At 63.0% G+C, this 22596-nt stretch carries 13 protein-coding genes and 1 riboswitch; of the genes, 5 read left to right on the top strand and 8 right to left on the bottom strand.

Translation table 11 applies throughout. The features are described from left to right. Window positions 1-191: 191 nt before the first annotated feature. From M1D68_RS10610 to M1D68_RS10585, 6 genes are all read right to left on the bottom strand, one after another. Complete coding sequence (locus tag M1D68_RS10610) at window positions 192-869, bottom strand: vWA domain-containing protein (RefSeq protein WP_434564097.1); 678 nt, start codon at window positions 867-869, stop codon at window positions 192-194. After that, a complete protein-coding gene (locus M1D68_RS10605; RefSeq protein ID WP_457970278.1) occupies window positions 851-1858 on the bottom strand; it encodes an ATP-binding protein in 1008 nt (335 codons plus the stop codon). Before M1D68_RS10605 ends, M1D68_RS10610 begins: the two co-directional genes overlap by 19 nt. A 173-nt stretch (window positions 1859-2031) precedes the next feature. Next, window positions 2032-5805: a cobaltochelatase subunit CobN gene (gene cobN, locus M1D68_RS10600; protein WP_457970276.1), complete on the bottom strand. Its 3774-nt coding sequence runs from the start codon at window positions 5803-5805 to the stop codon at window positions 2032-2034. Window positions 5806-5808: 3 nt separating this feature from the next. Then, window positions 5809-6873 (bottom strand): cobalamin biosynthesis protein CobW, encoded by a 1065-nt coding sequence (cobW, locus tag M1D68_RS10595; RefSeq protein ID WP_420767731.1) that lies wholly within the window; start codon window positions 6871-6873, stop codon window positions 5809-5811. Between the two features lie 99 nt (window positions 6874-6972). Further along, a riboswitch (cobalamin riboswitch) is annotated at window positions 6973-7209 on the bottom strand. A gap of 104 nt (window positions 7210-7313) precedes the next feature. Continuing rightward, entirely contained in the window at window positions 7314-8450 is a 1137-nt protein-coding gene (locus M1D68_RS10590; RefSeq protein WP_457970274.1) for a glycerate kinase, read from the bottom strand. A 225-nt stretch (window positions 8451-8675) separates the two neighbouring features. Then, window positions 8676-9800: a sugar diacid recognition domain-containing protein gene (locus tag M1D68_RS10585; protein ID WP_434563639.1), complete on the bottom strand. Its 1125-nt coding sequence runs from the start codon at window positions 9798-9800 to the stop codon at window positions 8676-8678. A gap of 193 nt (window positions 9801-9993) precedes the next feature. Here M1D68_RS10585 and M1D68_RS10580 point away from each other — a divergent pair, with 193 nt between their 5' ends. The 5 genes from M1D68_RS10580 (at window position 9994) to M1D68_RS10560 (ending at window position 20073) form a co-directional block, all read left to right on the top strand. Then, window positions 9994-11304: an MFS transporter gene (locus M1D68_RS10580; protein ID WP_434563637.1), complete on the top strand. Its 1311-nt coding sequence runs from the start codon at window positions 9994-9996 to the stop codon at window positions 11302-11304. A 134-nt stretch (window positions 11305-11438) separates the two neighbouring features. Further along, complete coding sequence (locus tag M1D68_RS10575; protein ID WP_434563635.1) at window positions 11439-12452, top strand: aldo/keto reductase; 1014 nt, start codon at window positions 11439-11441, stop codon at window positions 12450-12452. A 156-nt stretch (window positions 12453-12608) separates the two neighbouring features. Continuing rightward, window positions 12609-13493, top strand: coding sequence for an EamA family transporter RarD (gene rarD, locus M1D68_RS10570; protein WP_457970271.1), 885 nt, complete (start codon window positions 12609-12611; stop codon window positions 13491-13493). Window positions 13494-13610: 117 nt separating this feature from the next. After that, entirely contained in the window at window positions 13611-17063 is a 3453-nt protein-coding gene (locus M1D68_RS10565; protein WP_457970269.1) for a hypothetical protein, read from the top strand. A 100-nt stretch (window positions 17064-17163) separates the two neighbouring features. Next, a complete protein-coding gene (locus tag M1D68_RS10560; protein ID WP_457970267.1) occupies window positions 17164-20073 on the top strand; it encodes a hypothetical protein in 2910 nt (969 codons plus the stop codon). A 173-nt stretch (window positions 20074-20246) separates the two neighbouring features. Here M1D68_RS10560 and hppD read toward each other — a convergent pair whose 3' ends face one another. Both hppD and M1D68_RS10550 read right to left on the bottom strand, forming a co-directional pair. Beyond that, window positions 20247-21323, bottom strand: a complete 1077-nt coding sequence (gene hppD / locus M1D68_RS10555) for a 4-hydroxyphenylpyruvate dioxygenase (RefSeq protein ID WP_420767723.1) — start codon at window positions 21321-21323, stop codon at window positions 20247-20249. A gap of 250 nt (window positions 21324-21573) precedes the next feature. Then, entirely contained in the window at window positions 21574-22518 is a 945-nt protein-coding gene (locus M1D68_RS10550) for a DMT family transporter (RefSeq protein WP_457970265.1), read from the bottom strand. Between the last annotated feature and the right edge of the window lie 78 nt (window positions 22519-22596).

The following is a 22596-nucleotide window of genomic DNA, read 5'->3' as shown; positions in this document are numbered from 1 at the left end:
TCCTTTGAGAGTTGCTTGAGCATAGAGCAGTGATGCGGGTTGGGTGGGCAGAGCATTGGAACCGGGGCGATGCCATCGCGAGCAAGCTCGCTCCCACAGGGAGCTGGGGTGTTCAGCAGTTATGTGTTCACAGCGAAACCCATGTGGGAGCGAGCTTGCTCGCGATAGGGCCCAGACAGCCACAGCTCATTTCAAGTGCCTTCATCAATATGCCGATACTCAGCCCCCAACTGCCCCGCCAATTGCCGCGCCCGACCCAGGCGGATCGGCCCGCGCTCGATGTCGATGAGCAGGCTGGGGCAATCGAGGGGCGGCATGGGTTGCCCGTCTCTCACCCGGCCGTCGGTCATCAGCAACACCCGCTGTCGCTCCGCCGGGAAGCGCTTGCGACGGGAGGCCAGCCAGCGCTGCGCCTCGCCGATCGCCGCCAGCAACGGCGTACCACCACCGGCCCCCAGCGCGTCGAGCCACTTCACCAGGCCGTGGGAGGCCTTGAGCCCTTGCACTTGCCAGGTCGGCGTGGCGCCGCTGGCCGTCAACAGCGCCAACCGTGCGCGTTGTCGGTAGGCCTCGTCGAACAGTTGCGCCAGCAGGCCCTTGCCGTCGCTCAAGGCCCGATGGCGACGGGTCGAGGCCGATGCGTCGACAATCACCAACCACAGTTCATGGGCTGAACGCTGCCGCGATTTGAAACGCAGGTCCGCAGCCAGGCGCGGGCGCCCCTTGAGCAGCGTGCCCGGCCAGTCCACCACACCGTTGGACGCTGCTCTGCCGTGGCCTTGGCGCCCATGGTCCAGACGTCCCGGACGGGGTCTGGCATTCGCCCCCGACGGCGAACGGGGGCGAATGCCTAGGGCTTTTTTGGCCAGCTCGGCACGTCTCGTCGGGCGCCGGTCGGCAACGCCCGGGGCGGCAGGTCGCCCCTTTGGCCTTGGCCTTCGCTGGGTTGGCTGGTTTCATTCGGGTTCGAAGGTGGGGCCTGGTTTGGCGCGGGGGCCGGAGCGGCATGCTCGCGGCGGCGATGACGCAGGGCAAATTCGGCAACGGCATCAATGTCTTCAGCAGCGATGGCGTGCGCGCCACGCCAGGCGGCATGCGCGCGGGCAGCCCGCAGCCAGACCAGGTCGGCGCGCAACCCATCGACTCCGCAGGCAAAGCAACGCTCGGTGATCTGCCCCAGCGCCGCGTCATCCAGGGGGATTTGGGCCAAGCCTGCGCGGGCCTGTTCGCAGCGTTCACGCAACCGCTGCTGGGCCGGCTCCCACTCGGCGCAAAACGCCGCCGGGTCGTTGTCGAAATCCAGGCGGCGACGGATGATCTGCCCGCGCTCGGCCGGTGCGGTGTGGCCATCGAGGGCCACGTTGAGGCCGAAGCGGTCGAGCAGTTGCGGACGCAGTTCGCCTTCTTCCGGGTTCATCGTACCGATCAACACGAAACGCGCCGGATGCCGGTGGGAAATACCGTCGCGCTCGATCAGGTTGGTGCCGCTGGCGGCGACATCCAATAGCAGGTCCACCAGGTGATCAGGCAACAGGTTCACCTCATCGACGTACAACACGCCGCCGTCGGCCTTGGCCAGCACCCCCGGGGAAAACTGCGCGCGCCCTTGCCCCAATGCCGCGTCCAGGTCGAGGGTGCCCACCAGCCGCTCCTCGGTGGCGCCAAGGGGCAAGGTCACGAACTGACCGCTGGCCAACATATCCGCAAGGCCCCGGGCCAGGGTGGACTTGGCCATCCCGCGCGGGCCTTCGATCAGCACGCCGCCGATCTTCGGATCGATGGCCGCCAGGCACAGGGCCAGTTTCAGCGCATCGGCGCCGACCACGGCGGCGAGGGGGAAATGTGGGGTGTCGGTCATATGAGAAATCTCATCAATGTAAGGAGGTCCCCTGTGGCGAGGGAGCTTGCTCCCGCTGTAGCGCGCAGCGGCCCCAAGAACCTTTGGTCACGCTGCTGTTCTGGATGACGACTGCTTCGCAGCCGAGCGGGAGCAAGCTCCCTCGCCACCAGCGGCCGTCATCCGTCGGTAAGTCAGCCATCTTCTTCGATGTCCAGCAGCAGGTTTTCCAGCGCCTCGCGATAATCCCCCGGCGCCTGCCACATCCCCCGCTGCTGCGCTTCGAGCATGCGCTCGGTCATGTCCCGCAGAGCGTCGGGGTTGTGCTGCCGGACGAAGTCACGGGTATGCGGATCGAGCAGATAGGCATCGGCCAGCAAGGCGTACTGGTGGTCTTCGATCAACTGGGTGGTGGCGTCGAAGGCGAACAGGTTGTCCACCGTCGCCGCCAGTTCGAACGCGCCTTTGTAGCCATGACGCTTGACCCCATCGATCCACTTCGGATTGGCCGCGCGGGAACGGATGACTCGGTTGAGTTCTTCTTTCAAGGTACGGATCTTCGGCAGATCCGGTTGGCTGTGATCGCCGTGATAACTGGCGGCGGTTTCGCCGCTGAGGGTTTCCACGGCTGCGAGCATGCCGCCCTGGAATTGGTAGTAATCGTTGGAATCGAGCAGGTCGTGCTCACGGTTGTCCTGGTTCTGCAACACCGCTTGCACCTGGCTCAGGCGCCGGGAAAATTGCGCCCGCGCGGCGGTGCCTTCGTCGCCCGCACCATACGCATAACCGCCCCAGTTGAGGTACACCTCGGCGAAGTCTTCGCGACTCTGCCAGAGCCGACCGTCGATGGCCCCCTGCACGCCCGCCCCATAGGCGCCGGGCTTGGCGCCGAAAATCCGCCAGCCGGCCTGGCGCGCCGCGTCTTCCATGGGCAAGCCCGATTGCAGCAAGGCTTCGCGCTCGGCACGCACTTTGGCCGCCAGCGGGTTCATGTCATCGGGTTCATCCAGGGCCGCTACGGCTTGCACCGCCGCATCGAACAAGCGGATCAGATTGGCGAAGGCGTCCCGGAAAAACCCGGACACCCGCAACGTCACATCCACCCGAGGCCGGTCCAGCAGGCTCAACGGCAGGATCTCGAAATCGTCGACCCGCTGGCTGCCCGTGGCCCACACCGGACGCACGCCCATCAGCGCCATGGCCTGGGCAATGTCGTCGCCACCGGTGCGCATGGTGGCGGTGCCCCACACCGACAGGCCGAGCTGGCGCAGGTGATCGCCGTGGTCTTGCAGGTGCCGCTCCAGAATCAGGCTCGCCGACTGAAAACCGATGCGCCACGCCGTGGTGGTGGGCAAGTTGCGCACGTCGACGGAGAAGAAGTTGCGCCCGGTGGGCAGCACATCCAAGCGTCCGCGACTCGGCGCGCCACTGGGGCCGGCCGGTACGAAACGCCCGCCCAATGCGTCGAGCAAGCCGCGCATCTCCGCCGAGCCACAGGCATCCAGGCGCGGCGCGACGACGGCACGCAGGTGGTCGATGATGCCGTGCACCGTCTCCCAACCCGGCGCGTCGAGCTGCGCGATATCGCCCGCCAAGGCTTGCTCGATCAGTCGCGCCGCGAACAGCTCCAGACGCTCACGGCTGTCGCCGACGGTGCGCCAGGGCTCATCGCTGACGTCGCGCAAAGCCTCGGGGCGCTCGCCGGCCCAAGGCTCGGCCAAGGTGCAATCGAGCGGATCGAAGCCCAACCCGAACGCCTTGGCCAGGGCCCGTAGCAGGCTCGACTGGGCGCCCTTGCCGTCGCCACGGGGAATGCGCAGCAATGCCAGCAAGGTGTCGATGCGCAGCCGTCCGCTCGGCGACTCGCCAAAGATATGCAGGCCATCGCGAATCTGCGATTCCTTCAGGTCGCACAGGTAGGTGTCCAGGCGCGGCAGCCAGATCGCCGCGTCGGCGTCGCTGTCGAGGCCGGCGTCGAGTTGCAGCTCGCGGTCGATATGCGTCTCGCGCACCAGGGCCAGGATGTCCCGTTGCAATTCCCTGGCGCGGCGCGGATCGAGCAATTGCGCCTCGTAGTATTCGTCAGCCAGCAGCTCCAGGTTGCGCAGCGGCCCGTAGGTTTCGGCGCGGGTCAGCGGTGGCATCAGGTGGTCGATGATCACCGCCTGGGTACGCCGCTTGGCCTGAGCGCCCTCGCCCGGGTCGTTGACGATGAACGGATAGATGTTTGGCAGCGGCCCCAGCAGCGCGTCCGGCCAGCAGTTTTCCGACAGCCCGACGCCCTTGCCCGGCAGCCATTCGAGGTTACCGTGCTTGCCGACGTGAATCACGGCGTGAGCGCCGTAGGTGTGGCGCAACCAGAAATAGAACGCCAGGTAGCCATGGGGCGGCACCAGGTCCGGGTCGTGGTACACCGCGCTCGGATCGACCTGATACCCCCGCGCCGGCTGAATGCCGACGAACGTCAGGCCCAGGCGCAGGCCGGCGATCATCAAGCGTCCGTCACGGAACATCGGGTCCTGCTCGGGTGCGCCCCAACGTTCCAGCACCGCTTGGCGATTGGCCTCGGGCAGCGCGTCGAACAGGGCCCGGTACGCGTCGACGGCCAGGCTCTGATGACAAGGCCGCAGGTCGAGGCTATCCAGGTCGTTGGTAACGCCGCCGAGCAACTGCCGGATCAGCGCGGTGCCGCTGGCCGGCAGCTCGGTGGTCAGCGGATAACCCTCGGCCTGCATCGCCCGCAGAATATTCAGCGCCGCCGCTGGCGTGTCCAGGCCGACGCCGTTGCCGATGCGTCCGTCCCGGGTCGGGTAGTTGGCGAGGATCAGCGCCACGCGCTTTTCGCCGATGGGCAGGCGCGCCAGGGTGGTCCAGCGGCGGGCCAGTCCAGCGACAAAATCCATGCGTTCGGGTATCGCCCGGTAGCAGACTACATCGCTCTGGCTGCGCTCGCTGCGCCAGGCCAGGTCCTTGAAACTGATGGGCCGGCTGATGATTCGCCCGTCCAGCTCCGGCAAGGCGATGTGCATCGCCAGGTCCCGTGGGCCCAGGCCTTGTTCGCTGGCGCGCCAGCCGGGTTCGTTGTCCTGGGCGCAGATCGCCTGGATCACCGGGATATCGCGGCGAAACGGCCGCAAGTGCGGCGCTTCCGGACTCGATTGTGCAAAGCCGGTGGTGTTGAGAATAACCCCCGTTGCCACTTCGTCCAGCCAGTCTTCCACCTGTGCCAGACAACCGGGTTCCTTGAGGCTCGCCACGGCGATCGGCAAAGGGTTGAGCCCCGCCGCTTGCAGCCGCTGGCAGAACACGTCGATGAACGCGGTGTTCGCGGCTTGCAGGTGGGAGCGATAAAACAACAGCGCCGCTACGGGATCGCCTGCCCGCCAGTCCGCTTGCCAATCATTCAGGGTCGCGTTGGTTTTTTCCGGGTGATAGATCGCCGTGCGCGCCAAGGGCTGGGGCTCGCCCCACGGATAATCGCGGCCAAACCATTGGCTGCCCAGGTGACGGAACAGGTTAAGGGCGTTTTCCAATCCGCCTTGACGAAGAAACTGCCAGAGCCGATCGCGGTGCTCGGCGGACACGTTGCTCAGGTCGCTGAGCTCCGGGTCCGGACGGTCGTCCCCCGGCACCAGGATCAGTTTCACCCCGCGCCCGGCCAGTTCCACCAGGCGCTCGATGCCGTAGCGCCAATAGCCGATGCCACCGTGCAACGACAGCAGGATGACCTTGGCGTGGCGCAATACATCTTCAACGTACAGATCCACCGAGGCGTGGTTCTGCACTTGCATCGGGTTGGCGAGGCGAAACTGCGGAAAATCGTCCGGCAACTGCCGCGCCGCTTCTGCCAGCAGCGCCAGACTGGAATCGCCGCTGCACAGGATCACCAGCTCGGCGGGGGTTTGCCCGAGGTCGGCGATGTTGTCATCCGACACGAAACCACCGGGCTGGGTCCTGAGCAGGTGCATGGTTTAGACGCTGAGGGCGGCGCGCAACTGCGCTTCGAGCAGCCCGGCGTCCAGGGCCTGGCCGATCAGTACCAGACGTGTGACGCGCGCTTCATCGGCGCCCCACTGGCGGTCGAAGTGCTTGTCGAAGCGCGTGCCCACACCTTGGATCAACAGGCGCATCGGCTTGTTCGGGATGGCCGCGAAGCCCTTGACCCGCAATACGTCATGCTGAATTACCAGTTGCGTCAGCGCGTCCAGCAGCAGGCTTTCGTCAGCTTGGGGCAGTTCGATGGAAATCGAATCGAAGGCATCGTGATCGTGGTCGTCGTCATCGCCGTCATGGTGGTGGTCGTGATGGCTGTGGCGGCTGTCGATGTGTTCCTCGGAGCCCGCGCCCAGGCCGATCAACACGTCCAGCGGCAGGCGACCGTTGCTTGCTTCGATGACCTTGACCGCTGGCGGCAGCTCTTCGGCGACTTCCAGGCGGACTTTGGCCAGGTCCTCGGGGTTGATCAGGTCGGCTTTGTTGAGGATCACCAGGTCGGCGCTCGCCAGTTGATCGGCGAACAGCTCGTGCAGCGGTGATTCATGGTCCAGGTTCGGGTCCAGCTTGCGCTGGGCATCGACCTTGTCCGGGAACGCGGCGAAGGTGCCCGCGGCCACGGCCGGGCTATCGACCACGGTGATGACCGCATCGACGGTGCAGGCGCTGCGGATTTCCGGCCACTGGAAGGCCTGGACCAGCGGCTTGGGCAAGGCCAGGCCGGAGGTTTCGATGAGGATGTGGTCGAGGTCGCCGCGACGCGCCACCAACTCACGCATCACCGGGAAGAACTCTTCCTGCACGGTGCAGCACAGGCAGCCGTTGGCCAGTTCATAGACGCGGCCGTTGGCTTCTTCTTCGGTGCAACCGATGGAGCACTGCTTGAGGATCTCCCCGTCAATGCCCAGTTCGCCGAACTCGTTGACGATGACCGCGATACGTCGGCCTTGGGCGTTGTCGAGCATGTGCCGCAGCAAGGTGGTCTTACCCGACCCGAGGAAACCGGTGACGATGGTGACGGGGAGTTTGGCCAGTGTTTTCATCGGATGCCCTTTGGCAAGGTGGCGGGCAAACGGGACGACAACCACTGGCACAGGCGCGCGCGGAAGATTTCGCCACCGGATCACCCCGCCCGGTTGTAGTGAGAATCTGTTGTCGAGGCAGGTCTCCTGGCTGACGGCGGGCCAAATCGGCTTTTTTCAAAGCCGGGACTGACATTTTGCTGCGCCTTCCCGTGCGCCCGTTGTATAGGGCAAGCACAGTGGCCTTGCAGAAACAGCACCGTTCACAGTTGCGGGGGCAGCCGCGGCTTGGACCGCGTTCCCTTCTCAGGCTCTGTACGCGAACATTTCATACAGACCCTAGCTTCGGCGCGTGCCGAAGAACCTCGAAGGCGCAAGGCTACGCAGGGTGTGCGGGCGGGTCAATGTCCCAAGGCAATCTCCGACGACTGATGCGTCCTGGCGACTGCCCCAAGGGCAAGTCAGCGCGCCGCCACTCGCCAGAGCCGGGCGATGTCCCGGGCCCGCTCGGCCAGCAGGCGTGGCGCATCGGTGCAAGCTTCTTGTAGCGTCATCGGCCCATTCGCCAGGGCAAACGCGGCATCGATGCCGTGCTCATAAAGCGCTTCGTAGCCCTCCCCCAGCGTGCCGGCGATGACCACCACCGGTACGCCGCGCCGCTGGGCGATACGGGCCACGCCAAACGGCGTCTTGCCACGCAGGGTCTGGGCGTCGAAACGGCCTTCGCCGGTGATCACCAGGTCGGCGCCGTCGATCGCATCGGCCAGGCCGGTCAATTGCGCGACGACTTCCACGCCGGTACGAAACTGCGCCTGGAGGAACGCCTTGGCGGCAAACCCCAGGCCGCCAGCGGCACCGCTGCCGGGTTCGTCGCGAACGTCGCGGTTCAACACCTGGGCACAATGTTCAGCAAAGTGCCCCAGCGCCCGGTCCAGTTGTTGCACCTGCTCGGCGGAGGCGCCTTTCTGCGGGCCGAACACGGCTGAAGCGCCATGGGCACCGCAAAGGGGGTTGTCGACATCGGCGGCAATCTCGAAGCACACGCCGGCCAGGCGTGGGTCCAGGTCGCCCAGGTCGATACGCGCCAGTTTGCCCAAGGCCAGGCCGCCGGGGGGCAGGGCTTGGCCGTGGTCGTCCAGCAATGCCGCGCCCAGTGCCTGCATCGCCCCGGCGCCGCCGTCGTTGGTGGCGCTGCCACCGATCGCCAGGATGACTCGGCTCGCCCCTTCATCCAAAGCGGCGCGGATCAGTTCGCCAGTGCCATAGGTGCTGCTGGAACAAGCGTCGCGCTGTCCCGGCGGCACCAGTTGCAAGCCGCTGGCCTCGGCCATCTCGATGATCGCCGTGCGGCTGTCGGGCAACCAGCCCCAGCGGGCTTGGACAGCGGCGCCCAGCGGGCCACGGACCCGCGCCTCGCGCCATTGGCCATCGCAGGCCGCGAGCACCGCCTCCACCGTTCCCTCGCCGCCATCGGCCATTGGGCACTTGATCAGCTGCGCGTCCGGCCAGACCTCGGCCAGCCCTCCTGCGATGGCGTCCGCCACGGCCTGGGCGCTGAGGCTGTCCTTGAACGAGTCGGGGGCGATGACTATTTTCATTTTTGTTCTCCGGTTCCGATGTACAGCATGCTGCCAGCTGACCGCGATTCTGACGCCGGTCCGCCGCACAAAAGACCTTGGGCATTATTGGTCAAATTCACAAAGGATGGGTTGGCATTGCTGGCCTCTTCGCGAGCAGGCTCGCTCCCACATGGGAACTGCTGTGGTCGCATATTCTGTAATCACTGGAGATCAATGGTGGGAGCGAGCCTGCTCGCGAAGGGGTCACTCCGGAAAGTTCTGATCATGGGGCAACAATTGAACCCCCAGGTACAACGCCAGCATCCCATCCAGCCTGAGCGGGTCGACGCCGCTGAGTTCGGCGATGCGTTCCATGCGATAGCGCAGGCTGTTGCGGTGGATGCCCAGGGCGTCGGCGCAGGCCTGGCTCTGGCCGTCGTGTTCGCACCAGCTTCGCAAGGTAGCGAGCAATTGGCCGTTGCTGTCCTTGGCGATCACTTTGCGCAACGGGCTGAGCAGTTCGTCGAGGGCATCATCGCTGCGATGCCGCCAGAGCATCACCGGCAGCCGATAGCGATTGAGAAGCAGCAAGCGCGACTGCGGCAGGACATCGCGCCCGTACGCCAGCAGATCCGCCACCCGCCGGTAGCAACGGCGCAGCCCCGCCAGCCCCTCGGCCTGGCCGCCCACAGCAACTCGCAGGATGCTCCAGCCCAGGCCATCGAGCTTGCCCAGCAGCCGCTCGTTCTCCACCGAGGCCGTGACCGGCCGGCACCAGAGCAAGGAGGATTTGGACGACGTCAGGCACCAGCTGTCCGGGTAGCGCGACATCAGCCAGGCGCTCAGCGATTCGACGGTTTGACCAGGGCCATGCTCCAAGCCCAATTCGAACAGATACGGTACGCGCGACAGCTGCGGCTTGAGGCCCATCTGCTGCGCTTCATCGAGCAACCTTGGCGAATCCCCGGCATCGCCCAGCAGCAACGCCAGCAAGTCATCGCAACGCTGGCGGCGCCATTGCTGCTCGGCCTGCTGGTTGCGCTGGCCGAGCAGCATTTCGGCGGTCATACGCACCAGTTCGGCGTAAGTGCGCAATTGCGCGGGTTCGCCGGTAATGCCCAGCACGCCGATCAAGCGCTGGTCGAGCATCAATGGCAGGTTGATTCCCGGCTGTACGCCCTTGAGGTGGACGGCCGTGTGCTCGTCGATTTCCACCACCCGTCCGTTGGCGAGGACCAGTTGCGCGCCCTCGTGGCGGGTATTGATGCGCTCGCGCTCGCCGCTGCCGAGGATCAAGCCCTGGTTGTCCATGACGTTGACGTTATAGGGCAGAATCGCCATCGCCCGGTCGACGATGTCCTGCGCCAGGTCGTGATCGAGTTCGAACATGGGCGGTGTTCCTTGCAAGCGGCGTGATTGTTGTTTTGAGGTGCGCCGCCCACGGGATTGGTCAGGCGCACAGGGTCGGATTGCAAACGTTGTGCTGCGGCACAAAGACACGGGACCTTGGGCTGGCCGAGACTCAAGGGGCGGTCAACGTTACCCCTTGGCACGCCAAAATCATAATAAAGAGAGCCCCGTCATGTCCCAGAGCGCAGCAGCCCTCCTGGCTACCCCCGACGAAAAGAATACCGTCTACAAGCGCATCACCCTGCGTTTGATCCCGTTCATCTTCATCTGCTACCTGTTCAACTACCTCGACCGGGTGAACGTTGGCTTCGCCAAGTTGCAGATGCTCGACGCGTTGAAGTTCAGCGAAACCGTGTACGGCCTCGGCGCCGGGATCTTCTTCATCGGCTACGTGCTGTGCGGCGTGCCGAGCAACCTGGCCTTGACCAAATTCGGCCCTCGGCGCTGGATCGCCCTGATGATGATCACCTGGGGCACGCTGTCGACCTGCCTGCTGTTCGTCACCACCCCAACCCAGTTCTACACCTTGCGGCTGTTCACCGGGGCGGCTGAAGCCGGGTTCTTCCCTGGCGTCGTGCTGTACCTTTCGCAATGGTTCCCGACGTTCCGCCGTGGCCGGATCATGGCGCTGTTCATGTCGGCCATCCCAGTGTCGGGGCTGCTGGGCAGCCCGTTCTCCGGCTGGATTCTCAACCACTTCGCCGCCGGCCAGGGCGGTCTGGCGGGTTGGCAGTGGATGTTCCTGCTGCAAGGCATCCCGACAGTGATTCTCGGCGCCCTGGCGTTCTTCCTGCTCAGCGACACCTTCGCCAAGGCCACCTGGCTGACCGACCATGAACGCGCCGTGCTCACCGCCGACCACGCCGAAGACCTGGCCAACAAACCGAAAACCACCACAGACTCTCTGGCCGCCGTGTTCAAGAACCCGGCGATCTGGGCCTTCGGCCTGGTGTACTTCTGCATCCAGAGCGGCGTGTATGCGATCAATTTCTGGCTGCCGTCGATCATCAAGAACCTCGGTTTCAGCGATAACCTGGTGATCGGCTGGCTGAGTGCGATTCCCTATCTGCTGGCGGCGGTGTTCATGTTGCTGGTGGGGCGCTCGGCGGATCTGCACAAGGAGCGTCGCTGGCACTTGGTCGTGCCGATGCTGATGGGCGCGGTGGGGCTGCTGATCGCGGTGAACTTCGACACCACGCCGGCCATCGCCATCCTCGGCCTGTCCATCGCCACCATGGGCGCCCTCACCGGCCTGCCGATGTTCTGGCCGGTGCCCACCGCCCTGCTCAGCGCGGGCGCGGCGGCCGGCGGGCTGGCGTTGATCAACTCCATGGGCCAGATGGCCGGTTTCCTCAGCCCATACCTGGTGGGCTGGGTCAAGGACACCACTGGCTCGACCGATGCGGCGCTGTACCTGCTGGCCGGCGTGATCGTCTGCGGCAGCCTGTTGGCGCTGCGCATGACCCGCACCTTGCGGGCCTGACACCTCTTTTACCCTGTGGGAGCGAGCTTGCTCGCTCCCACAATTGATTTGTGGTGGTTTGAGAATTCTGTTTGATCCTTGCGGCGGTTCTGGTATTTGATTGAACCTTTCCCCATGAATAAAAGGATCTTGTCATGAGCTACCGCACGCTAGGCCATTCAGGGTTGCAAGTCTCGACGTTGACCCTGGGCACCATGATGTTCGGCGAACAGACCAGCACCGAAGATTCGCTGCGGATCATCGACAAGGCCTGGGACCAGGGCATCAACTTCATCGACACCGCGGACGTCTACACCGGAGGTCGCTCCGAAGAAATCGTCGGCGAGGCGATTGCCCATCGTCGCCATGAATGGGTGCTCGCCACCAAGGTCGGCTTCGGCCCGCCGGACGGTATGCCTAACCGCAGCGGCCTGAGCCGCAAGCATCTGTTCAATGGGATCGAGGCCAGCCTGACGCGCCTGGGCACCGATTACCTGGATATCTATTACCTGCACCGCGAAGACCACAACACCCCGCTGCACGTCACCGTGTCGGCCATCGGCGACCTGATTCGCCAGGGCAAGATCCGCTACTGGGGCCTGTCGAACTACCGCGGCTGGCGCATCGCCGAGGTGATCCGCATTGCCGACAGCCTGGGCATCGACCGCCCGGTCATCAGCCAACCGCTGTACAACATCGTCAACCGCCAGGCGGAAACCGAGCAGATCACAGCGGCGCAGAATTATGGCCTTGGCGTGGTGCCATTCAGCCCCCTGGCTCGCGGCGTGCTCAGCGGCAAGTACGCGCCAGACGTCGCACCGGACGCCAACAGCCGTGCCGGACGCCAGGACAAGCGCATCCTGGAAACCGAATGGCGGGTCGAGTCGCTGCGCATCGCCCAGCAGATACTGGAATACACCCAGGGCCGGGGCGTGGGCATCGTCGAGTTCGCCATCGCCTGGGTGCTGAACAACAATGCCGTCACCTCGGCCATCGTCGGGCCGCGCACCGAGGAGCAGTGGGATTCGTACACCAAGGCACAGGCGGTGAAAATCACGGCGGAGGATGAAGCGTTCATCGATTCGCTGGTGACACCGGGCCATGCCTCGACGCCGGGGTTCAATGATGTCGGCCATTTCGTGCCGGGGCGCGTGCCGCGTACGTCGTAACTTACACTGTGATCACCGTGGCGAGGAGCGTGCTCCCGCTCGGCTGCGCAGCAGTCGCTCTTTGGGGCCGCTACGCGGCCCAGCGGGAGCAAGCTCCCTCGCCACGGGTAAACGGCTTTCCGTATCGTGCTGCAATTCCAATAACAAGAGGCATCCGTGTCCAAAGGCATCGCTCTATCGGTCTCGGCATCCGCCCTGTTCGCCGTCATGTACTACTACACCTCGCTGCTCGCGCCGCTGACGGGCCTGGAGATTTTCGGTTGGCGCATGTTGCTGACGATGCCGTGCATGACTGCGTTCATGCTGATCTCCCGTGAATGGAAACTCGTCTCGGATCTTGTCGCACGCCTGATCGCCACGCCGCGCTTGCTGCTGGGTGCAATGGCGTCATCGGCACTGATGGGGGCGCAGTTGTGGCTGTTCATGTGGGCGCCGCTCAACGGCTACAGCCTGGACGTGTCGCTGGGCTATTTCCTGCTGCCGCTATCGATGGTCCTGACGGGGCGCATCGCCTATGGCGAGCGCCTTTCGCGCCTGCAGAAAGCCGCGGTGTTTTTCGCTTCTCTCGGCGTGCTCAACGAGCTGTACCGGGTGGGTGGGTTTTCCTGGGCGACGTTACTGGTGGTGCTGGGCTATCCGATCTATTTCATCCTGCGCAAACGCCTGCGCACCGACAACCTGGGTGGGCTCTGGCTGGACATGACGTTGATGCTGCCGTTGGCGCTCTGGTTCGTGCAGAGCGGCGAACAAGGTTTCAAGGTTTTCAATCAACACCCATGGCTGTCGCTGCTGATCCCGCTGCTCGGCGTCATCAGTGCCTCGGCCCTGGTGGCCTATATCGTTGCCAGCCGGTTGCTGCCCTTCAGCCTGTTCGGGCTGTTGAGCTACGTCGAGCCGGTGTTGTTGCTGGGGGTCGCGCTGCTGCTGGGTGAAAGCATCCAGGCTGGAGAATGGCTGACCTATATCCCCATCTGGATGGCCGTGGCGGTTCTGGTATTCGAAGGGTCCAAGCATATGGTGCGGCAACGGCGCCGGGCCTGACTGCCCCAGCTTGCATCACGAAACACTCTGCGCCCACGCGCCAGGTCCAGCTCCTTTATCATGCCCGCACGAACGCCAGGAGGGCGCTCGGCAGACCTTACGATAAAGGAATTATCGATGTCAGAACCTTCCCAAGGGCGATCCGCCCAACCAGGAGTGGAACGGATTCCACCTGTGGTGATCACCGATATCACGTCCCATCCGCTGCAACGTCTGCCCGAACATAACGACACGCAACCGGATAAAAAACCAACGCCCCGGGAACGGCTCACGCGTTTGGATGAACGCCTGGGGCCGGTGAAGATTGGCGAGTTGAGCATAAGCCGCGTCGACCTTTATCGCATGGGCGCACGCCTGGGCGACGACGGGACCGCAACAGACTCGGCACTTCTTTCGCAACCGGACGGAGCGCTGATCGATGCCGTCCGGTTCGATCCACTGATGATCGAGACTTACATCAAGGCGCACCCTTTGGGCAACGCCCCCGATGCGACCTCTCTGTTGTTCGAGCTCGCGTCCGTCCGATCCTCCAGCTCCCCCGCGATTCTTGAGCCAACACCAGGCCACGTCCCCAGCGGGTCGATGGACACGTTCGGCAAATTGCTCGATGCGTTGCAGACGATGCAAGCGTTGCAGGGCCAACCCTTCGCACCGGGCATGCCAACCTGGGTCAACAACCTGAAGAGCCACGGTATGCTCACCGCTGCGCTGGGCATGCAGATCTACGGAATCTACGGTGGTCTGGTGGGGATCCGTGATGGCCTGAGAAACAGCGATTTGGCCGAGATAGCGGTCAGCTCCGGGGAAATCGGCGGTGAGCTCACTTCGGTCATGGTGGAGCACGGGCTGTTGAAGACCGGAAAACAAATGCTGCGCCAGGCTGACCGGGTGCTCATGGGCTTCAAGGCCACCGCCGTGGGCAAATGGCTGATCCGCAGCGCGGGCCTGATGGCCGGCATCCTCACGCTCCCTTTCGATATCTACCACGCCATCAATGCCTTCGACGCCGCCGCCAGATCCACGGGCAAGGAGGCCATGGACCATTACGTCTCGGCCGGCATGAGCGTGGCGAGCGCAGGCCTCTCGGTCGCGCTCGGGGCGGCGGCAATGGCGGGGTTCGGTCTGACCGGCGCGGTTGGGTTGGTGGCGTGCGCCGTCCTGATGGTGGGCGCAAGGGTCTACGGCGCAGCACGCCAGGTCGATGACATTGACGATTACATCGAGCTGAGCATCAACGAACGCTGGCGCTCGGGTTGGTTCGCGTTCACTGGGCAAGCCCTCGATACGCAAGTGATGGGACGCTACGAGGTTGCGCGCACCCGTGTCGGGTACACCCAGGCGCTGGTGGACCAGGCGCGCAAGCTGCTGGACGGCGAGTTGAAACCCAGCGTGGAAGCCCTCGTCAGCGGCCGCTTCGAAGTCAACATGCAACCGCTCAAGCACTGGAAACTGCACTGGGATGACGGCGAGCAGCCTTACCGGGAAGTGAGCACACCAGAGGTAGTGGAAAGCGACGATGTAATCGATGCGTCTCGGGGGCTGGACAAGGCTCCCAGGGTGACCGTCGGTGAACCAGGCAAGGGCAAGGGCATCTATTGGCAGTTGGGTGGCGGCAACGACCAGGTCTTCGGCGTATACGACAAACCCAACTACTTCAGCTTCTCAACGGGTAAGAAGAGCCTGACGGGAGGTTCGGAGGATGATGCGTTCATGTTCCATGTGAACGAGACCCTCAAGACGCCGGTCGTGGATGCCAGGAACGCGCTGCATGGCGGCGCGGGCAACGACACGCTGTCGTTGCAGGGTCGGCTCCCGGACGTCAACGGCTCTTACGCCTATCTCGGCCTTGAAATCGATCTGCCCGGCGGACTCTCCCTGTTGAAGTCCCACGACGACACCCACCCTGCCCACTACGCAACGATCACCTCGATTGAAAACGTCGAGACACTACCGCGTGGCTACAGCCGGGTCATCGGTGACCGGCACCCCAACCACATCACGCTCAATGGTATGGATGACCGAGCCACCGGTGGACGCGGCGATGATGTGTTCCGGCTGATGGGCAATTCCAGTCGGGTCGACGGTGGCCCCGGCACGGACCGTTACTACGTCGCCATGAACACTGGCGACATCCATATCACCGAGGATGGGACGGAGCCGAGCATCATTGAACTCGGCTACCCAGCGGAAGGGATCCAGGATTGGAAAATCCAGGGCACGTCGTTGAAGGTGACGTTATCCCATGATGCGCAGACAACGGATCTATTTCGCGAGCTGTGCATTGTCGATACGTATTGCCAGGTTGGGACTCAACGGGTCCTGCGTAATGACGCTCTGCTGTTCGTGACGCGAGATGGCTTCACTTTCAAGCCGGATCTGCCAGACGCTTTGCTCGCCCCGGAAGATCACCCCGTCAGCGCGATCATGGTGCACCAACGCAAATCGCCGCCCGCGCCGGTCATTTTCAATGGTGAAAAAGTCGCCTCACGGGATCTCGTCATCGAAAACTATTTCGTTGCCAGGGAATGCCTCGAGCCGATCTTCGATATCCCGCAGCAACCTGCCAACGCAACCACCACGCTGTTCCTGGACCATGACGACAGCGAATTGGAAGCCGTCCACGCTCATTATCGCGTGGAGGTTTGCACCATCGGTTATTGGAACTGGCTGACCTACAGCGACATGAAGCTGGTGCTGCAATTCACCAACGGCACGCGGCTGACGCTCGATCATTGGATGAAGCATAACCAGGGTGTTGCGTCGAATGTCACGGGCACGTTGATGTCCACTGGCGTATCGCTCACGCGCGCCATCACCCTGGTCTTTCGTGACGGCACCTCCTACCGGGTGGGTACGGTACGGCCGTCATTCCACGATGATTATCAGAACCCGGGAACACGCGTGGTCGAGGGGCGCCATGTACTGCGCCGACGCCCTGGTCGTGCTGTCTTCCGGTCCCCGTCCCGTGAAGTCATACGCCTGCCTTCCAGACCGCAAAAAATCAGGTTGCCTGAACGCCAGCACACCAGCATTTACGAGCTGGAGGGCAACGCCTCCACTTACGAAGTCCACCCCAGCCCCGGCGCCACCCTGCGCCTGTATACGACCAGCGCAACCGATTCGTCGGTGTGGAATATTCACGCCGACAGCTTTGACATGGATCTGGCCCGCAGCGATATCCGTGTCGGTAGGACCTGGGTCCTGCTCGGTGACGTGCGGTTGTTGCTCACGCCAGCGTCCGATGACCGGAAACCACCGGAAATTGTGCATGTGGAACTCGTGTCCGGCACCCGTTACCAGATCGACACCGATCTGGCGAAAGCGCGACTGTTGAGCATCAATGCCAGGTTCCATGCCGACATTGCCACGCTCCTGCGAGAAATCCAGGCCCATGAAGCTGATGGCAGCCTGGCGACGACATTTCTCAGCGTCGCTGGCGTTCGCCTCGCTGACGGCACGCCAGGCGCGATCTTCTATGACGTACTGGACCAGCGCTGGATTCTCGATAGCGACGACACGCAAGAAGTGAACAGCTCGGACCTGATGATCGGGACCATTGCCCAGCACTGAACGGCACTTCCTCAACACGTCCAAGCAGCCAAGACCAACCCGTCCGCACGCGTCGGCACCGGCTGGCCGCTGCAACACGACACCTATCAAGGAAGAGAACATGTCTCCAAAAAAACCTGTGCGCCCGAAGGGCACAGACACGCCAGGCACCGATCCGGGCACGATTACCCTACCCGACGTCAGGCTGCCGCCTCATCTTGCATTGCCTGGGACCGGCATCCCGCCACGCCCCCACACATCGACGTCCGAGCCCAGTGGCTCTGCCGGGGCTTCATCCCAGAAGAGCCCGCCGCCACCCGTCGAGCTGACGGACCCGACCAGTGGCGCCCCAACGGCTGCGCAGCCTTCGCCAAGGTCTTTGGATCGCTACGCGCTCAATCCACCCGAAGGGTTGCCACCGGCCCGCGCCGATGGTCTTCGGGTCAACGGCAACGGCAGCTACGTCGATCTGGACGACGGGAAAGTCGCCCGGGTCGTCCATGACCCTGCCTTGAACGCTTATTACGCGTGGGGCCTGAATGAACTGTCACCTTCGGGCCCGGCACTCTATCGGCCAACAGGCGCGGTGTCCTGGCGCGAAAACGCCTTCGCCACGAAGCTGCGGGCCTACCAACTGGGCAAGGACCAGCGAGCAGTATTCGATCGCAGGAACGAGGGGCTATCGAGCCAGTCCATCAAAGAGCGCGACGCTGCTTTAGGCCCTATTTACCGGACCCAACAGAACCAACTGAAAGAGGACGCCCGGTTATTCCTTCAAAACGCCCAACGGATCCCTCGTTCCGCCGCTCCTTCGTTGCTTGGCGTGGAGACATTTTCCAAGCTCATCGAGAAAATCTTCGAACACTCCCAAGGCCTGGTCATGACGGAGCGGTTTTCGGGCACCGGCAGCAAGATGCAACTGATCGACGCGATGCCGGCACTGGTCGCAAGCGGTGTAACGACGCTGTACCTGGATCGCTTGCGAATCGACATCGACCAGGTCGTCCTGGACGGGTTCGCCAGGACCGGTGTCCTCGACGCCAGACTGAAGCGTCGCCTGCACGCTCTCGACGTGAATGATGACGCGGTCCCGCCAACGCCCTACACCTATCAGAACCTGATCATCGCGGCGCGGGAAAATGGCATAAGGGTCCAGGCCCTGGACTGCGCCGCCAGGGCCCAGGCGGAACTGTCCGGAGACGACGGTTTCCGAGGCCTGCTCACGTATCACGCCAGCCAAGTGATCAACGCCGACCGCGTTAATCGTCCGCAAGGCAAGTGGGTCGCCCTGGTGGGAGCGTCCCAGTATCGTAAAAGGAACATCGCTCTTGAACAGGAGCAGCACGCCACGGTGACTTTCAGCTACCCCAACACGCCTGGCCTGGCCCAAGTGCAAGGTGTGATGAGCTTGCATGTCGAGGACCTTGCCCATGGCCCGAACCTGCAGATCATCCAGGACCCGTCGCTCGGGGCCGCTGATTTGAACCTGAACGTAGGGGGCCAGGGCATGAAGCCATTCGAGCTGCCCGTTCGTTACCGACGCGTTCTGGAACAAGACATTCGAAGTGCCAACCTTACGCAGGACCCCCATAGCCTTTTTGCGACAATACCGGTGCAGCGTGGTCTCGATGTCGAAACCGCGCAGCGGGAACGTTTCCAGCGCGCCAGGGATACCATCAGCGCCAGCCAGTACTTCTTCGAAGGCCAACCGGTCACCCGCCCCAGGCCGCCCACGCCGGCTTTGCAACCTTACAGCCCACCCCCCGCTGTGCTTGAAAGCATTTACCGTGTATCCAATGGCCTGGTCTTGGGAGCGGCCTACAACGCCATCGGCGCCAGGAAGTTCTTGATCGACAACATGCCCGCCCTGAAGGAGCAGCAGGTCAAGACGCTCTACATGGAAAACCTGATCAGTGAATACGATCAACCCCGGCTGGATGCATTTGCCTCCAGCGGTGCGATGTCCGATCCTCTGCGGGCGAATCTCCGGCGCCAGGACGAACTCCAGCAGATGAATCCCTCCAGCGCCCATTCGTTGATCAACCTCATCACTGTTGCTCACCGGCACGGCATCAAGGTGCAGGCGCTCGACACGTCGATCACCTTCAGGGACGAAATGAGGCGGCACGCCCCCGAGCGCTCCAGGAACTTCAAGTACGTGGCCCATACCCTCATCGAGACCGACCAGACCCACCGGGGCCCGCTCAAATGGGTGGCGCTGGTGGAGAGCGGCCACGCCAATACCGCTCGAAACACCCCCGGATTGGCTGAACTGCAAGGTGCCGTCGGGGTACGCGTGGTCGATGCCGGCAGTCAACCCACGCGAGTGCTGCCCGATGAAGGAGAGATCGTTTCCAGTCTCTTGCCCATCGCACGACCAACCGCTCACCGTACGCCCTCCGGCGCCGGGTACCTTTTTGTGAAGTCAGATCTGCTGCTGGAGATAAGTACCGGCACCCAGCTGATACGGCGGGCGCCCGTCAGCCCTGGCAAGTTGTTGAACAAGCCGAACGAATTCCTGATCGAACGCTCGGAAGATGGGTTTCAGCTGTACCTGGCGAAACATCAGCTGGGGGACTTCAGCGTATACCCTCTGCTTATGGCTGCTGACCAGCTATCGGTCGACATTCCCGATCTGTCCCAGCATTACCACCGGGTGTGGCAAGTCAACAGAGTGAAGTTCAAGGACATCGACGCACTGGTGTGGGCGCTCAAGACTGCCGGTCTGAAACAGGTCAGCGGCACGACGGTGATTCCCGTCTCGCCGCTGCGCCTGATGGATAGGCACCCACGGCTGACCGATCCTGGCATGTACCTTGTCGAAACCAGACCGGAAGGCACCATGATCTTCCACCGTTCCAAGGACAGCTCGATCAAAAGAACGCTGGTCAGCAAGGATCAGTTGTCGGGCAAGCTTTATATCAATCGACCGGAATGGGGGCTTACCGAGCTTCGTCTGTTTGACAACCTGGACGCCCTCACGGCCCACCTGGATGAAGCGATTGGGTTGAAACGCGTGCAAAGCGCCTGACAAACAGCACCGGTCAAGCATTGATGCCGGACCTGCTCTGGCCAATATTCAGGGTGCGGGCGAGCTTGCTGGCGATAGCGCCACCACGGGCGGATGGATCGCCAGCGTAGCTTGCGCCGGGCAAAAAAAAACCGCCCGGCATCAGGCCGGGCGGTGTTTGTGACACTCAGGCATTAGTCAGCGGTCAGCACACCACGGCGCACCTGGTCACGCTCGATCGACTCGAACAGCGCCTTGAAATTGCCCTCGCCGAAGCCATCGTCGCCCTTGCGCTGGATGAATTCGAAGAACACCGGGCCCATCAGGGTTTCCGAGAAAATCTGCAGCAGCAAGCGTTTGTCGCCCTGCTCGGAAGCACCATCGAGCAGGATGCCACGCGATTGCAGCTCCGCCACTGGCTCGCCATGATTCGGCAGACGGCCCTCGAGCATTTCGTAGTAGGTGTCCGGCGGCGCGGTCATGAAGCGCATGCCGATTTTCTTCAGCCCATCCCAGGTCTTGATCAGGTCGTCGGTGAGGAACGCCACATGCTGGATGCCCTCGCCATTGAACTGCATCAGGAACTCTTCGATCTGGCCGGCGCCCTTCGAGGATTCTTCGTTCAGCGGAATGCGGATCATGCCGTCCGGCGCGGTCATGGCCTTGGAGGTCAAACCGGTGTATTCGCCCTTGATGTCGAAGTAGCGGATCTCGCGGAAGTTGAACAACTTCTCATAGAAGTTCGCCCAGTACGCCATGCGCCCGCGATACACGTTGTGGGTCAGGTGATCGATGATCTTGAGCCCCGCACCCACCGGATTGCGGTCGACACCTTCGAGAAACACGAAGTCGATGTCATAGATCGAGCTGCCTTCGCCAAAACGGTCGATCAGGTACAGCGGCGCGCCGCCGATGCCTTTGATCGCAGGCAGGTTCAGCTCCATCGGGCCGGTCTCGATATGGATCGGCTGGGCACCGAGTTCCAGGGCGCGCTTGTAGGCTTTTTGCGAGTCCTTGACGCGGAACGCCATGCCGCAAACCGACGGACCGTGTTCGGCGGCGAAGTAGGACGCCACGCTATTGGGCTCGTTGTTGAGGATCAGGTTGATCGCGCCCTGGCGATACAGGTGCACGTCCTTGGAGCGGTGGGTCGCTACCTTGGTGAAACCCATGATCTCGAAGATCGGCTCCAGGGTGTTGGGCGTAGGGGATGCAAATTCGATGAATTCAAAGCCCATCAGGCCCATCGGGTTTTCGTATAGATCTGCCATGTCGGCGCCTCATCATGCTTATCAATTAACAAGAAACGTTAGTTGCCAGTGATGCTGAGGGCGCGCGGCGGCGCGCAGGAAATACCGCGGACGCTGCGGGCGAGGAAATCGCCATAGATCAGTTGAAACCCAAGTATCTTCATTGTCGACCCAAGGCTCTTGCGGGCGAGGCTTCTGCTGCCAGAAGACGTTATTCTTATATGCGTAAATCGATTCTACACAGCGTAACCACATTTGTCCGCCTTGGGTATCAAATCGCCTTTTTGGCCGAGCGTGCAAGGGGTTTGTTGCACAGGAAAATACCCATCAGGATCAGCCCCCCGCCCCCGCACATCAAGGCCGTAAGCCGTTCGTCCAATAGCAAGGCGCCCAGCAGGACCGCCGTCAGTGGATTGAGCGCGATGAACACGCCGGACCGGGTCGCGCCAATCCGGCGGATGCCGTCATACCAGGCGATATAGGCCAGCGCCGAGCCCAGTACGCCAAGGTACAACAGGCTCAGCCATTGCCCGGCATCCAGTGCGGTCAGCGCCGCGAAGCGAATCTCTCCCCCGACCGCGCACGCTCCCCAAAGCATCAGCGTGCCCAGCAGGATCGACCAGGTCACCGTTTGCAACGGGCCAAGGCTTTCATTCAGGCTTTTGGAAAATAGCGAGTAAATACCCCAGCCGAGCACGCAGCCGAAAATCAGCACGTCGCCTATCCACCCTTGCTCCGTTGTTTGTAGCAAGGCCGGGTCACGACCCACGATCACCAGACCCGCCCCGCCGAGACACAAGACGATGCCGGCGACTTTCAAGCGGCTCAGCCGCTCCTTGAATAACCACCAGGAGGCCAGCCCGATCACCGCGGGGTTCAACGCCACGATCAACGAGGCCCGCGACGCGCTGATGTATTGCAAACCATAAAAGAGACACAGGTTGTAGAAGAAAATACCGAAGAACCCCAGCATCGCCAGTTGCAAGCCCTGCTTCAGGCTGGGCCTGGCCAGAGGAATGCCGGCCACCCCGAGAAACACCAGCAGCGCGAGACTCGCCAGCAGAAAGCGCAGGCTGGCGGCCAGCATGGGCGCCAATGCATTGGAGAGGATCCGCCCGGCCACGAACGTCCCTCCCCAGATCATTGTGACCATGGCGAGCTTCAGGTAGACCGGCAGGTCGGAAGCGATCGGCATGGAATGTTCCATGGGTTTCATTGCTTTCATCTCATTCAAGGTCGTTCGGATGCCAGTGACGAGGGAGCTCTCTCGCCACGGTTTTCTCTGTCGCTCAAG

The sequence above is a fragment of the Pseudomonas sp. R4-84 genome (assembly GCF_054130985.1).
This window is presented reverse-complemented; position numbering and strand designations above follow the sequence as displayed.

What these genes read in the sequence shown, in the direction of transcription:
- M1D68_RS10605 (WP_457970278.1), bottom strand. Translation starts at nt 1,858, where the DNA reads ATGACCGACACCCCACATTTCCCCCTCGCCGCCGTGGTCGGCGCCGAT.
- cobN (WP_457970276.1), bottom strand. Translation starts at nt 5,805, where the DNA reads ATGCACCTGCTCAGGACCCAGCCCGGTGGTTTCGTGTCGGATGACAAC.
- cobW (WP_420767731.1), bottom strand. Translation starts at nt 6,873, where the DNA reads ATGAAAACACTGGCCAAACTCCCCGTCACCATCGTCACCGGTTTCCTC.
- M1D68_RS10590 (WP_457970274.1), bottom strand. Translation starts at nt 8,450, where the DNA reads ATGAAAATAGTCATCGCCCCCGACTCGTTCAAGGACAGCCTCAGCGCC.
- M1D68_RS10585 (WP_434563639.1), bottom strand. Translation starts at nt 9,800, where the DNA reads ATGTTCGAACTCGATCACGACCTGGCGCAGGACATCGTCGACCGGGCG.
- M1D68_RS10580 (WP_434563637.1), top strand. Translation starts at nt 9,994, where the DNA reads ATGTCCCAGAGCGCAGCAGCCCTCCTGGCTACCCCCGACGAAAAGAAT.
- M1D68_RS10575 (WP_434563635.1), top strand. Translation starts at nt 11,439, where the DNA reads ATGAGCTACCGCACGCTAGGCCATTCAGGGTTGCAAGTCTCGACGTTG.
- M1D68_RS10565 (WP_457970269.1), top strand. Translation starts at nt 13,611, where the DNA reads ATGTCAGAACCTTCCCAAGGGCGATCCGCCCAACCAGGAGTGGAACGG.
- M1D68_RS10560 (WP_457970267.1), top strand. Translation starts at nt 17,164, where the DNA reads ATGTCTCCAAAAAAACCTGTGCGCCCGAAGGGCACAGACACGCCAGGC.
- hppD (WP_420767723.1), bottom strand. Translation starts at nt 21,323, where the DNA reads ATGGCAGATCTATACGAAAACCCGATGGGCCTGATGGGCTTTGAATTC.
- M1D68_RS10550 (WP_457970265.1), bottom strand. Translation starts at nt 22,518, where the DNA reads ATGAAACCCATGGAACATTCCATGCCGATCGCTTCCGACCTGCCGGTC.